The 13,128-nt window shown below is 45.1% G+C and carries 12 protein-coding genes; 11 read left to right on the forward strand and 1 reads right to left on the reverse strand.

Annotated elements, in window-relative coordinates:
* The first annotated feature begins 232 nt into the window (after nt 1-232).
* From BVI01S_RS20945 to murC, 8 genes are all read left to right on the forward strand, one after another.
* Nucleotides 233-1,264: a PTS sugar transporter subunit IIC gene (locus BVI01S_RS20945; protein ID WP_061811455.1), complete on the forward strand. Its 1,032-nt coding sequence runs from the start codon at nt 233-235 to the stop codon at nt 1,262-1,264.
* A gap of 1 nt (nt 1,265) precedes the next feature.
* Nucleotides 1,266-1,583, forward strand: a complete 318-nt coding sequence (locus BVI01S_RS20950) for a thioredoxin family protein (RefSeq protein ID WP_034765661.1) — start codon at nt 1,266-1,268, stop codon at nt 1,581-1,583.
* Between the two features lie 173 nt (nt 1,584-1,756).
* Nucleotides 1,757-2,566: a DUF1444 domain-containing protein gene (locus BVI01S_RS20955; RefSeq protein WP_034765664.1), complete on the forward strand. Its 810-nt coding sequence runs from the start codon at nt 1,757-1,759 to the stop codon at nt 2,564-2,566.
* Complete coding sequence (ytpR, locus tag BVI01S_RS20960; RefSeq protein ID WP_061811456.1) at nt 2,566-3,171, forward strand: YtpR family tRNA-binding protein; 606 nt, start codon at nt 2,566-2,568, stop codon at nt 3,169-3,171. Before BVI01S_RS20955 ends, ytpR begins: the two co-directional genes overlap by 1 nt.
* Nucleotides 3,172-3,719: 548 nt before the next feature.
* Complete coding sequence (locus BVI01S_RS20965) at nt 3,720-6,527, forward strand: DNA translocase FtsK (protein WP_061811457.1); 2,808 nt, start codon at nt 3,720-3,722, stop codon at nt 6,525-6,527.
* 112 nt (nt 6,528-6,639) lie between these two features.
* Entirely contained in the window at nt 6,640-7,743 is a 1,104-nt protein-coding gene (locus tag BVI01S_RS20970; RefSeq protein WP_034765673.1) for a nicotinate phosphoribosyltransferase, read from the forward strand.
* A gap of 8 nt (nt 7,744-7,751) precedes the next feature.
* Nucleotides 7,752-8,408: a hypothetical protein gene (locus tag BVI01S_RS20975; protein ID WP_061811458.1), complete on the forward strand. Its 657-nt coding sequence runs from the start codon at nt 7,752-7,754 to the stop codon at nt 8,406-8,408.
* A gap of 159 nt (nt 8,409-8,567) precedes the next feature.
* Nucleotides 8,568-9,887 (forward strand): UDP-N-acetylmuramate--L-alanine ligase, encoded by a 1,320-nt coding sequence (gene murC, locus BVI01S_RS20980; RefSeq protein ID WP_034765679.1) that lies wholly within the window; start codon nt 8,568-8,570, stop codon nt 9,885-9,887.
* A 262-nt stretch (nt 9,888-10,149) separates the two neighbouring features.
* Here murC and BVI01S_RS20985 read toward each other — a convergent pair whose 3' ends face one another.
* A complete protein-coding gene (locus BVI01S_RS20985; protein WP_061811459.1) occupies nt 10,150-11,265 on the reverse strand; it encodes an aminopeptidase in 1,116 nt (371 codons plus the stop codon).
* 200 nt (nt 11,266-11,465) lie between these two features.
* On the opposite strand from BVI01S_RS20985, the gene BVI01S_RS20990 reads away from it, so the two are divergent.
* From BVI01S_RS20990 to ytxJ, 3 genes are all read left to right on the forward strand, one after another.
* Complete coding sequence (locus tag BVI01S_RS20990; RefSeq protein ID WP_034765684.1) at nt 11,466-11,987, forward strand: DUF948 domain-containing protein; 522 nt, start codon at nt 11,466-11,468, stop codon at nt 11,985-11,987.
* 16 nt (nt 11,988-12,003) lie between these two features.
* Entirely contained in the window at nt 12,004-12,486 is a 483-nt protein-coding gene (locus BVI01S_RS20995) for a YtxH domain-containing protein (RefSeq protein WP_034765687.1), read from the forward strand.
* Between the two features lie 122 nt (nt 12,487-12,608).
* Nucleotides 12,609-12,923 (forward strand): bacillithiol system redox-active protein YtxJ, encoded by a 315-nt coding sequence (gene ytxJ / locus BVI01S_RS21000; protein ID WP_061811460.1) that lies wholly within the window; start codon nt 12,609-12,611, stop codon nt 12,921-12,923.
* The last annotated feature ends 205 nt before the right edge of the window (nt 12,924-13,128 follow it).

Raw genomic sequence — 13,128 nt, forward strand, 5'->3', positions numbered from 1 at the left:
TACAATCCACTCTGTGGTACGACACTTTTTTCCATATTGAAAATAACACCACCTCCCACACAGTAACTTTAAGCTTAAACTTAATATTTCTTGTAGCTGTGTTAATTCAGTTGTCCACATCATTTCAGCCGAGAGTGGGGGAAATTATGCTTAGGTTCGAGGAAAATAATAGACAAATCAAACATGTGTCTTTACACTAGTAAAAGGAATGGTAAACGAAGGAGTGAGGGGCTTGAAAGGGTATTTGGAGAGAAAAGGTGTTACGTTTTCTGCGAAGACGTATTTTATAGATGCTTTAAGTTATATGGCACTGGGGTTGTTCAGCTCGTTGATCATTGGATTGATCATCAAGACGATCGGGGAGCAGCTTCCCCTTCCTGCAGGGTTAAGTGAATTCTTCATCGAGATGGGGACACTTGCCATCAGCTTGATGGGGCCGGCGATCGGTGTGGCGATTGCCTTTGGACTTGGGGCGCCGCCGTTGGTCATATTCGCAGCCGTGGTGACAGGGGCTGCCGGAGCGACTCTTGGAGGACCGGCAGGAGCGTATGTAGCGGCTGTCCTGTCTACAGAAATTGGAAAGCTTGTCAGTAAGACAACGAAAATAGATATTATCGTGACGCCATTTGTCACGATTTTTGCAGGATTCACGGTCGCTTACTTCATCGGGCCGGGAATCGCCGACTTTATGAGTATGTTTGGAAGCTGGATCAGCTGGGCGACGGAACAGAGACCGATCATCATGGGGATCCTGGTTGCGGCCCTCATGGGTCTTGCCCTGACTGCCCCGATTTCAAGTGCGGCCATTGCATTGATGCTTGATTTGAATGGGGTCGCTGCAGGTGCCGCCACGATTGGCTGTGCCGCTCAAATGGTTGGATTTGCCGTCATCAGTTATCGGGAGAACCGGGTAGGCGGATTATTCGCCCAGGGAATCGGGACTTCCATGTTACAGGTCCCGAATATCGTTCGAAATCCTCTTATCCTCATTCCGCCGACTCTGGCTGGCATGATTCTCGCTCCCATCGGCACGACCGTTTGGCTGATGGAAAACAATGCAGCCGGTGCCGGGATGGGAACGAGCGGATTCGTCGGACAGATCATGACGTTCAAAACGATGGGATTCAGCTGGGATGTCACAATGAAAATCCTTCTGTTGCATTTTGTTGGACCTGCATTCATAAGCCTGTTAATATCTGAATATATGCGTAAACTAGGTTGGATCAAACCAAACCAAATGACGATTGAAACAGGGGGCAAATAAAATGCGTAAACTTGAATCAGTGGAAGAATTCCACCAATTGAAAGAAAGCGGGAAGCATGTATTCATGTTCTCAGCCGACTGGTGTCCGGATTGCCGAATCATCGAACCGATCCTTCCGGAAATCGAAAGTGAGTATAGTGACTATACATTCTTATATGTAGACAGAGATCAATTCATCGACCTCTGCATCGAGCTTGATATCTTCGGAATCCCGAGCTTCCTCGCATACGGAAACGGTCGTGAACTTGGACGCTTCGTAAGCAAAGACCGGAAATCAAAAGAACAAATCGAGGACTTCATGAACTCGTTAGCTTCATAAATAACGGCAAAGGGGATCTCCTGAAAAACGGGATCCCTTTTCTTTTTCCCTAAATCAAAAGGTTCCTTTTGTAATCTCGCCATTTTCATGTAAAATGTTATAAGTGAGAATGAAAAACGAAGGTTTAGGATCAGTACTTTCTATATAAATGTATCACCAAAGGAGGATCAGATTTGGACATTAAAAAGCTAAAAAGTATACTCCAGGAACGATTAGAGAAACCAAATCGTACGTTTACATATGATCGGGATAAAGATTCACTGAGAATCGAGAACACCACTACGAAAAAAGGGATCACCGTCGCCCTGCCGCCGATCGTATCGAAATGGAAGGAAAACAATAAATCCATCATCGATGAAGTCGTCTATTACGTAGAAGAAGCCTTAAATGTGATGGGAACAGAAGCGGATCTTGCCAGTAAACAGAAGAAGGTCTTTCCTGTCATCCGTTCAACCTCTTTTGCAACTGAATCCAATGAAGGTGTGGCACTCGTGACGGACGAGCATACAGCTGAAACGCGTATCTACTATGCCGTTGATTTAGGGAAAACCTACCGACTGCTGGATGAAAACATGCTGAAGGCTGAAGGCTGGACCCATGAGCAAATGAAGGAGACTGCCCTTTTCAACGTCAGAAGTCTGCCAACAGACATGAAAAAGGATGAAGTAGCAGGAAACCTATTCTATTTTCTCAATAACAATGACGGATACGATGCCAGTCGTATTTTGAATGATAGTTTCTTAAAACAGGTCAGCAAGGATATTCAAGGTGAGATGACGGTATCGGTCCCCCATCAGGATGTATTGGTCATCGGGGATATCCGTAATGAAACGGGCTATGACGTCCTTGCACAGATGACGATGAGTTTCTTTACGACAGGAAATGTTCCGATTACAGCATTATCCTTTGTATATGAAGAAGGGGAATTGGAACCGATCTTCATTTTGGCAAAAAATCGCAAAAAGGAAAGGGAGAAAAAATGATGAACGTATTTTATAACTTGGAAGGCATTGGTGATACCCTGATCGTTACACTGGATCCGGGCTTTGAAGGAGACGTACAACACGAAAGAAAAGAAGACGCAGCACGTTTATTCGATGAGAAAACAGGGAAAACACTTGGCTATAACCTATTCCAAGCATCCAAGTATATAAACGTGAGTGAAGTGGGACCTGTCGAAATGAATGATGAGAAGCTCCAATTGATCAACGAAGCCATCAAGAAGAACGGCTTTGATGAAGTATTGGAAGCAGACTTTTCACCGAAATTTGTTGTCGGCTATGTATCTGAAAAAGAAAAGCATCCAAATGCAGACAAACTGAACATCTGTACCGTCGATGTTGGAGATGAAACCCTGCAAATCGTGTGCGGTGCACCTAACGTAGACAAAGGCCAAAAAGTCGTTGTCGCCAAAGTAGGCGCAGTCATGCCAAGCGGAATGGTCATCAAAGATGCAGAACTTCGAGGAGTCGCATCATCAGGGATGATCTGCTCTGCCAAAGAACTTGCCCTTCCCGATGCACCCCAAGAAAAAGGCATCCTCGTCCTTGAAGACACATACCAAATAGGTCAACCATTCACAGCATAAAAACAAATACCTGGGTCCTGAGTGTGGGCTCAGGTATTTTTGTATATTGGAATGTTAATCAAAGTGTTGCGAATGATCGATTGAAATTAAGAGGGATTTTTCATATGAATCCTTCAAAAAGAGTCGATGATTCATTGGTGTGAACCGATCATTCGTAAGTTGATTGAAGCGGAAGGTGCTCGACTCCTGCGGGAAATACGAAAAGCGGAAGGGCTTTGCCCAGGGGCGACAAGCATAAGACGAGTCTGCCGGAAAGGCGTTTTTGGCCTTTTTGGCAGACTTGGCTTATGACCTCGAGCCCCTAAGCCCTGTAGCTGGACATCGTGAAAGCAGGAGGAGGCTCACCGCCAGCCCCGCGGAAAGCGAGCACCTGCAGTGGAAATCAACCAGCACACACTCATGTGACGAATCTACGTATTACATTCTCTTTACACCTATGTTTATTTCGACACAATCCTTTAACAATTCTCTTATTCTATCGAAATGACTCGAATTTTTCTCTTTAACTGATAAAATAAATAGTAAGTATGAAAGAAAGAGTGATGTTTGTGAGCTGGATCAAAAAAATATTTGGTAAATTATCAGATAACGATGAACAATTTGAAGAGTACCATGATGAAAACCACGACGATGTTCAGCCGCTCGAACCGACAAAGGCTGAACGTAAACATATAGCAGGGCCTAATCATTCACGTGATGTAGAAGCAAGAATGACCTATCAATATCCAAAAGGGAATTTCCGATTTCCCCTGATATCAGACGGTGAAAACAGAGAGCGTCCACGGAGAACTCAAAGGAATCAAGAAAGAGAAAGAGAAAGGGAAAAACCTAGAGAGCAGGAGCATCGGCAGCCGAAAAGCCGAAACCATTCTTCAGACAACCGAAAGTGGAAAGAAGAGAACCAGTCTACCCCCATCAAGACAAAGAAAGCGACAAAGGTGGAAAAAGGAAACAGCCGGCCATTTACGCCAACGGAGATTCCATCACCCATCTATGGTTTTAGAGGGAGACCTGTTAAGAAAGAAGAAAGTGTCGAATATGAGCTGAATAAGTTTTTACATAATGAAGAAGAGAGAAAAGAAGCAGTCATCAATCCAAAAGCTCTATCGATCGTAGAAGAATCCCTTCCTTCCGGAGAAAAAGAATCTGCCATTGCCAAGGAGCCAGAGGCTGAAGCCCGTGTTCAGTCACATACGGAAGAAATAAAAGAAACCTTCCAACCTGTAGAACATCCGGCTCACGCTGAGAAGATAAAGTCAGAAGAGAAACAACCGGATCGAATAATTGAAACGGAACAAGAAGACGACGGAGTAACAGTCATTCCCACGTCATCACATGAGCGTATTTCACTAATAAATGAACCTGAGCCGGTTAAAGAAGAAACCGATATGGCAGGACAACGTGATACGGTTCAAGAGTCAGGTCCGTCCCTCCAATTCGAAGCAGCGGAAACAGTCGAACCCGTACAGGAAGTACCTGCCGGCGAGACAGCTCAAATGCACCAAGAAACAGCAGTCGTTGGAACGGCAGAAGAAGGACCGGCTGTTGATGAAAAGCCTGTCATGGAAGAAGAGTCTCTTGTTGATGAAAGTCCCGTCGACGAAGAACCAGAAGCGGCCGTCCCTTCAGAGCCGATCAAGAAGGAACCGGAAAGGCGGAAGAGATCGCATCTTCCTTTTAACGTGCTGATGCTTAAACAAGATAAGCGCCAGATGGATACTCGCAGATCGTCCGCACGTACGGAAGGTCCCCCTTCCATGGAGAGACAGAGGACCCCTGAACAAACGGCACCTCCCGTTCAAGAAGCGCGTGTGGAAGAATCCGCAGAAGACGTGGGACGTGAAGAAAAGCAGCCTCATCAGGAAAAAGCGCCTCAACAGACTCAGGTCCAAGGAGAAGAAGCGGTAAAGAGCTACAGTGAATTAAGCTCGTCATCGAAACGGACAAGAGACTATGTCTTTCCGAAAGTGGATTATTTGACGCCGCCGGTATCCAAGGAAATGAGCGAAGAGTGGCTGGATTCTCAAAGACTTTTACTTGATGAGACCCTTCATAATTTCAACGTCAGGGCAAAAGTGGTGAATGTCACCCAGGGGCCGTCGGTCACACGTTTTGAAGTGCAGCCTGAACCAGGGGTGAAGGTCAATAAGATTACGAATCTGACAGACGACATAAAGCTGAGCCTTGCAGCCAAGGATATTCGGATGGAAGCGCCGATTCCGGGTAAACACACCATCGGGATTGAGGTGCCGAACAGGGAGAGCCGCCCGGTATGCATCAGTGAAGTCATTGCGAGCCCTGCCTTCCAGGAGCCGTCTTCGCCATTGACGGCGGCCCTCGGGCTGGATATTTCCGGCCAGCCCATCGTGACGGATCTGAGTAAGATGCCGCACGGTCTCATCGCTGGGGCGACCGGTTCGGGAAAAAGTGTATGCATCAATTCGATTCTCGTCAGTCTTCTGTATAAGTCATCTCCGGATGAATTGAAGATGCTCCTCATTGACCCTAAGATGGTCGAGCTTGCACCGTATAACCGCATCCCTCACTTGGTGAGCCCGGTGATCACCGATGTGAAAGCAGCGACCGCCGCCCTTAAATGGGCAGTGGAGGAGATGGAAAGACGATACGAATTATTTGCCCACACAGGGGTAAGGGATATCAAGCGTTTCAACGAACTCGCCAAGCGGAATAAACAATACAGCGATATGCTACCTTACCTCGTGATTGTCATCGATGAGCTGGCGGATTTAATGATGATGTCGCCGGCAGATGTGGAAGAAGCCATTTGCCGTATCGCCCAGAAGGCGCGTGCCTGCGGAATTCACTTGATCATTGCCACTCAGCGTCCTTCGGTTGACGTCATCACAGGCTTGATCAAGGCGAATGTACCGACAAGGGTCGCATTCTCCGTTTCCTCAAGCGTTGACTCGAGGACGATCATCGATGGGAGCGGTGCAGAGCGCCTGCTCGGTAAAGGGGATATGCTGTTCCTTGAGAATGGTTCGTCCAAACCGGTCCGCTTGCAGGGTACGTTCGTATCCGATGACGAAATCGATGACATCATCCGTCATGTCAGGGAACAACGGGAACCGGATTATCTCTTCCAGCAGGATGAATTGATCAAGAAAGCGCAGGTCACCGAGGAAGAGGACGACTTGTTTTTAGAGGCATGTGAGTTTGTCGTCGATCAGGGAGGAGCATCGGCCTCAAGTCTGCAGAGGCGATTCAGGATCGGCTATAACCGGGCTGCAAGATTGATGGAAATGATGGAGAGTAATGGAATCATTTCCGAGTCCAGAGGCAGTAAACCAAGGGATGTCCTCATTTCCGAAAGTGAATTGGAGACACTCGCATAGACTAGTACAAATATTTAATACATGGTATTCTGTTTATATCTGTCCAACAAGGACGAATGTAAACAGAATACCTATTCTTTTTGTGTAGGAAGAGCCATAAGGAGCTTTAGTGATGAAAGAAATCGAATTGAAACTTCAAGGAAAACTCAACAGGTTGACCAATCATACATTTAAATTTGATGAAAGAATCAAGGATGGCTGGTTTTCAGCTGTGTATTTTTTAAAGACGAAGGAAATTGCCAAGAAACATAAACCGGATGCAGTCATCACCATGCAATTCTTTCAAAAGACACATGCCGTGATTTGCGGAACGGACGAAGTCATCGCCCTTCTGCATACATTCGCTGATAACCCGCAGAATCTTGAAATCCACTCCTTAAAGGATGGAGATCAGATCTCTCCGTTTGAAACCGTGCTGACCATCAAGGGCCGCTATCAGGACTTTGGATATTTAGAAGGCATCATCGACGGAATCCTTGCGAGAAGAACGTCCGTTGCGACGAGCGTTTACAATGTGATGAAAGCTGCTTCCTTATCGGGGAAACAGAAGCCCGTCATCTTCATGGGAGACCGGGACGATCATTTTACCCAACAGGCGGGAGACGGTTATGCAGCCTTCATAGGAGGCTCTACCGCCCAGGCGACCCACGCCATGAATGAATGGTGGGGAAAAAAAGGGATGGGAACCATGCCTCATGCCCTCATTCAATTATTCAATGGGGATATCGTAGAGGCAACGAAAGCGTACAAGGAAACATTCCCCGAAGACGAGCTCATCACCCTGGTAGATTACAATAATGATGTCATTACGGACTCATTGAAAGTCGCGAGAGAGTTTGGCCAGGAATTAAAAGGGGTAAGGGTAGATACATCAAGAATGATGATCGATAAATACTTTCTTCGTAATCAGCACGTGCTTGGAACCTTTGATCCCCGCGGGGTCAATATGCAGCTCATCAATGCATTGAGAGATGCTTTGGACGAAGAAGGCTACCAGCACGTCAAGATTGTCGTGTCGGGCGGCTTTAACGAAGACCGCATACGTCAGTTTGAGGAAAATCAAGTTCCAGTCGATATGTACGGAGTCGGAAGCAGTCTTCTGAAGATCCATGTAGGATTCACTGGGGACAACGTCGTCATCGACGGTTCCCCTGAAGCGAAGGCAGGAAGGAAGCTTCGACCGAACCCCCGTCTGGAAAAAGTAGAATTCGAATAGGTGAGAACATGCAAGAGCAGGAAAGCACGTTAGATCTTGAGCGGTTCAGGCAGAAAAAACAGCAAATCGCCGAGGATCATATTGAGGACCTCTACCGGAAAGCGTTTGAGTACGCTTTGAAGGAAACGAATATAAGGGAAAAAGTACGGGCTAAAATGATTTTCTCTAAACGGTTCCTTCAACACGATGAGGCCCGGATAGAGGCTCGAGCCGAGAAATTGTTTCAAGAATGGTTTCTATTTGATTATAAAACCATCAAGGGGCAAACCTTATTCTTTCAATTTCTGCAGTCACATCCCCTTCAGGAATCAACCAAACTCCTAGGTGCCGTTGTATTGACGGCTGCCTGGGAACCCGTCATAGTCAAAGGGAAAGAAGGACGGACCGTACGCTGCCAGACGATCATTCAGGGAGAAGAAGTGATTGTTAAAAGTAACCTTGATTGGATAGAAAAGGAAATATCTGAAGGGCAGGTCTATTTCGTGAGGAAAGTCCCGCTGGTCGTTCATCAGTGGATCTTAGGTCCTGTTTTTCCCGTGAAATCAATGGACGTAATAGCAAATTTGCAAACACACTATAGTCAAATGAATCAAGAAACTGGGGTATTATGGAGGACGTTCTTAAAGGAAGAAGCGCCAAACTTCATTCTGCCCAGTCTTTCGTAGCTTCTGCATGGTCAGGGATTTCAAAAAATGATATAATGTTTCAAGTTGAAGAAAGTACGCTTTTTTCTAAACACACATATCGAAAGCTAAAGACCGATGGCAAAATAAATATAGATTTCATATAATGCTTTTAGATAGACGATTGTTGGAGGTTCTATTATGACGATATATCATTTCGTAGGAATAAAGGGGTCGGGCATGAGTGCATTAGCCCAAATACTCCATGATATGGACTACGAGGTCCAAGGATCTGACGTAGATAAGTATTTCTTTACTCAGAAGGCTCTGGATGAATCAAATATTAAAATACTACCTTTCCAAAAAGAAAACATTGGAGGGGATATGCATGTGATCGCAGGGAATGCCTTCCCTGACACCCATGAAGAAATACAAGCGGCCGTTGAACTAGGACTGCCTGTAACCAGATATCATAAATTCCTTGGTGACTTCATGCAGGAATTCACAAGTGTTGCGGTAACGGGTGCCCATGGAAAAACGTCGACAACCGGTTTACTGGCACATGTCATCAGTGGCGCAAAGCCGACTTCCTTCCTCATAGGGGATGGAACCGGTAAAGGCGAAGTGGATGCGAATTACTTTGTATTCGAAGCATGTGAATACAGACGACACTTTCTGTCTTATTTCCCTGACTATGCCATCATGACGAACATTGATTTCGATCATCCGGACTACTTTGCCAATGTGGATGACGTCTTTTCTGCTTTCCAGGAGATGGCCATGCAGGTGAAAAAAGGAATCATTGCATGCGGGGATGACGAACAGTTGCAAAAAATCCAGGCGCAGGTACCGGTGGTGTTTTACGGTTTCGCCGAGGAAAACGACTTCCAGGCGAGAAACGTATCACGGGACAGAACGGGTACATCATTCGATGTGTTTGTGCGCAATGAATTTTATGCCGCATTCAAAATCCCGACATTCGGTGACCATAACATCATGAACGCCTTATCCGTCATTGCCATTTGTCACTATGAAGAGCTTGATACGGCCATCGTTCAAGAACGATTAAGCACATTTAAAGGAGTCAAGCGCCGTTTCTCTGAAAAAGAAGTGGGCTCACAGATCCTGATCGATGACTATGCTCATCATCCGACTGAAATCAAGGCAACCGTTGATTCGGCAAGACAGAAATATCCTGAAAAAGAGATCATAGCTGTCTTCCAGCCTCACACATTTACACGTACGCAGACCTTCCTGACTGAGTTTGCCGAAACCTTGAGTCTTGCGGACAAAGTGTACCTATGTGAAATCTTCGGTTCCGCACGGGAAAACCACGGAAAACTTTCCATCCACGATCTGGAAAGTAAGATCGAAGGATGTGAAATCATAGACGAACAAGATACGACCGCATTACTCAAACATGAAAACGCCGTACTGATTTTCATGGGGGCGGGAGACGTACAAAAGTTCCAGCAGGCGTATGAACAGAAGCTTGGGGAACAATTGAAAGAAGAGAAATAATAGATAAAACCGGCTCTTATGGGAGCCGGTTTTTTTGTGGTTTGGTTCGTTTGGCAGGAGAGTATTGGTTGAAGTTCAGCAGGAGAATATTAGCTGAAATTCACCTGCTGAATTCTTGCATTTTTTCAGCAGGCAAATTTCTCACTGAAATCACCTGTTAAAATCAGACGGAAATTCAACAGGCAAATACGCTAACCCACTCAATATCCCTATCACCATACAAAAAAAGCCACCGTCATGACTGACGATGACTTCAAACTTCTTACTTCAAATTCTCTGGATTCAACACTTCAAGTTCTTCGATGACAAATCTTCCATCTTTTCGAATCAATACATCATCGAAATAGATTTCGCCGCCGCCATATTCAGGACGCTGGATCATCACCATATCCCAGTGGATGTTCGAGTGGTTTCCGTTATATGCCTCTTCGTAGCATTCCCCTGGTGTGAAGTGGAAACTGCCGTCGATCTTCTCGTCAAAGAGGATGTCCTGCATCGGATGTTGGATGAATGGATTCACGCCGATGGCGAATTCCCCGACATATCGTGCCCCTTCATCCGTATCAAAGATTTTGTTGATCCGGTCTGTATCATTCGCAGTGGCTTCGACAATCTTTCCTTCTTTGAATGTCAATTTGACGTTTTCAAACGTAAATCCGTTATAAGGAGATGGCGTATTGTAGGAAATCACGCCGTTCACCGAGTCCTTCACAGGTGCACTGTACACCTCGCCATCAGGAATATTCAGGCGTCCCGCACATTTCACAGCAGGAATGTCCTTGATGGAGAAAGAAAGGTCCGTCCCTTCACCGACAAGGCGGACTTTATCTGTGTTGTTCATGAGTTCAACGAGGTTATCCATCGCTTTGTCCATTTTGCTGTAGTCCAGGTTGCAGACGTCGAAGTAGAAGTCTTCGAAGCCTTCTGTGCTCATATTGGCGAGCTGTGCCATCGATGCCGTCGGGTAGCGGAGCACGACCCACTTCTTCTTAGGGACTCGGATTTCTCTATGTACTTTCTTCCCGATCGTATTGCCGTGGATCTTCATTTTTTCGTCAGGCACATCGGACTGTTCGCTGATGTTATCGCCTGCACGTAAACCGATATACGCATCCATCTGCTCCATGACATTCGCTTCAAAGCTCGCGATCATATCATATTGCTCTTCCTGGGCTCCCATTAATAATGCGCGGTCGACTGCGTGATCTTTGATGGATACGAAAGGATGTCCTCCGGCTGCATACGCTTCTTTCACGAGAGCCGTCACCAGTTCACGCTGCAATCCGAAGTTTTCGATCAGCACTTTTTCTCCAGGCTGTAATTGCACAGAATATTGAATTAAATTTTTTGCCAGCTTTTCAATGCGTGGATCTTTCATTTCTTTTTCCCCCTTATATGTAGTCTTTTTTATTGTACCCTAAAATGCGTTGGCATGACTCGACCAAAATGTGAAATGCTAACACAAGAAAAAATATTTATTTTTCATGCAGGAAAATGGTTTAGGATGAAGAAATACTAGTATAATGTTTATTTGTTCATCATAAGGGTAAAGAATTTCTATACATGGAGGTGTGGCATATGGAAATCATTCTTTATCTAAGCGTAGCTGTCATAGCAGTTGCATTTTTTATTTTGGTTATGAGTTTGATGAAGACTTTGAAGTCCCTGGGCTCTACATTGGACAGTGTCTCAACGACAATGACCGGACTTGAGAGCCAGCTTCAAGGAGTAACAAGAGAGTCTACAGAATTACTACATAAAACAAATTTATTGGCTGAGGATATCCAGAAGAAGTCTGAGGATCTGAACACGGTTGTTTATGCGGTAAGAGATGTAGGGCATTCCATCCAGAACCTTAATAACTCGGTGAAGAAGGTAAGTACCTCCATTTCAACTGAACTGGAGCGCAACCAGGGCAAGATCTCACAGGTGGTTCAATGGGGTAATGCATTTATTGAGTTAAAGGACAAATGGAAACAAAAACAGGAAAAACAGCCAACACAACCTGATGTTGCTGATGTAGCTGTTCCAAACCAAGCATCCAAGGAAGTTCGATCTCGAGAAAAATTAGTTAAAAGAGCAAGATCTTATAACAATTAGAGAGGGGAATTTTTACATGACTCAACAGTACAATCAAAACCAGAACCAAAACCAGACAAATGACAGCAACAACATCAACTCAAAGGATTTCATGATCGGGACACTGATCGGGGGAATCGTGGGAGCGGCAGCAGCCCTTCTAATGGCCCCGAAATCAGGTAAAGACCTTCGAAATGATATCAATGAGAAAACCGTCGTCCTTAAGGAAAAGACAGGACAATGGAAAGACACGGCTGTAGAGAAGAGCAATGAGCTTGCAGCAGTGGCAAAAGAAAAATCTTCTGCACTGACAAAATCCGTACAAGAACAGTCCAACAATGTGGTTGGGAAGCTGAAAACATACCGCTCCAATAATAACGAACTGCAAGAAACAAATGAAGAGCTTCAAGCTGTTTCAGCAGTGGGAACGACACCTGCTGATGAAACGGAAGATGTGAATCAGAAGCTTGAAGAAACAAAGAAAGCTTTTGATGAAACTGAAAAAACATACAATCAATAATCATTGATTCAAAGGGCGGTGAAGTGATATGATGACTTCACCGTTTTTTTGTTGAAATGAAAAGGTTTATAAATCGCTTTGGCTAAGGAACCATTACAATTGTGAAAGGAAGTATGGAACAGATGAAAAAGATCGATACCGTTCAGGAGTTTGAACAACTTTCCGAGACAAATCCGCGTTTCTTCTTTATGAAACACAGTCTCACTTGCCCTGTAAGCTCGAATGCCTTTACTGAATACCAGGCATTTTTGAACAAGCATGAAGAAGAAGATGGCTACTATCTGGCCGTCCAGGAATCAAGGGAACTGTCCCATCATATCGCTGAAAAATACGGCATCCGCCACGAATCACCCCAAGCCTTCCTCTTCATAGAAGGAAAACCAGGCTGGAATGCCTCCCACTGGAAAATCACCGAAAACGAACTGGACAAACTATAAGAGAAAGGACCCTGATTCAATCAGGGTCCTTTTTTTCGTGATAATGATCTACTCAACCAACCGTCAAGCAGGGTGGTTTATATCAATCGGGGAAAAAGTATTTAATAATTTCCTTCCCCCATTGCAGACAATTGAAGGGGGTTTAGCATTTTTATTTACCTATACAGTTAAACACATGCTTAGTAAGTTGATTGAAGCGGAAGGT

Origin of the sequence: Rossellomorea vietnamensis NBRC 101237, from assembly GCF_001591825.1 — a bacterium.
GTDB classification, from domain to species: Bacteria; Bacillota; Bacilli; order Bacillales; family Bacillaceae_B; genus Rossellomorea; species Rossellomorea vietnamensis.

What these genes read in the sequence shown, in the direction of transcription:
- BVI01S_RS20950 (WP_034765661.1), top strand. Translation starts at nt 1,266, where the DNA reads ATGCGTAAACTTGAATCAGTGGAAGAATTCCACCAATTGAAAGAAAGC.
- ytpR (WP_061811456.1), top strand. Translation starts at nt 2,566, where the DNA reads ATGAACGTATTTTATAACTTGGAAGGCATTGGTGATACCCTGATCGTT.
- BVI01S_RS20970 (WP_034765673.1), top strand. Translation starts at nt 6,640, where the DNA reads ATGAAAGAAATCGAATTGAAACTTCAAGGAAAACTCAACAGGTTGACC.
- BVI01S_RS20975 (WP_061811458.1), top strand. Translation starts at nt 7,752, where the DNA reads ATGCAAGAGCAGGAAAGCACGTTAGATCTTGAGCGGTTCAGGCAGAAA.
- murC (WP_034765679.1), top strand. Translation starts at nt 8,568, where the DNA reads ATGACGATATATCATTTCGTAGGAATAAAGGGGTCGGGCATGAGTGCA.
- BVI01S_RS20985 (WP_061811459.1), bottom strand. Translation starts at nt 11,265, where the DNA reads ATGAAAGATCCACGCATTGAAAAGCTGGCAAAAAATTTAATTCAATAT.
- BVI01S_RS20990 (WP_034765684.1), top strand. Translation starts at nt 11,466, where the DNA reads ATGGAAATCATTCTTTATCTAAGCGTAGCTGTCATAGCAGTTGCATTT.
- BVI01S_RS20995 (WP_034765687.1), top strand. Translation starts at nt 12,004, where the DNA reads ATGACTCAACAGTACAATCAAAACCAGAACCAAAACCAGACAAATGAC.
- ytxJ (WP_061811460.1), top strand. Translation starts at nt 12,609, where the DNA reads ATGAAAAAGATCGATACCGTTCAGGAGTTTGAACAACTTTCCGAGACA.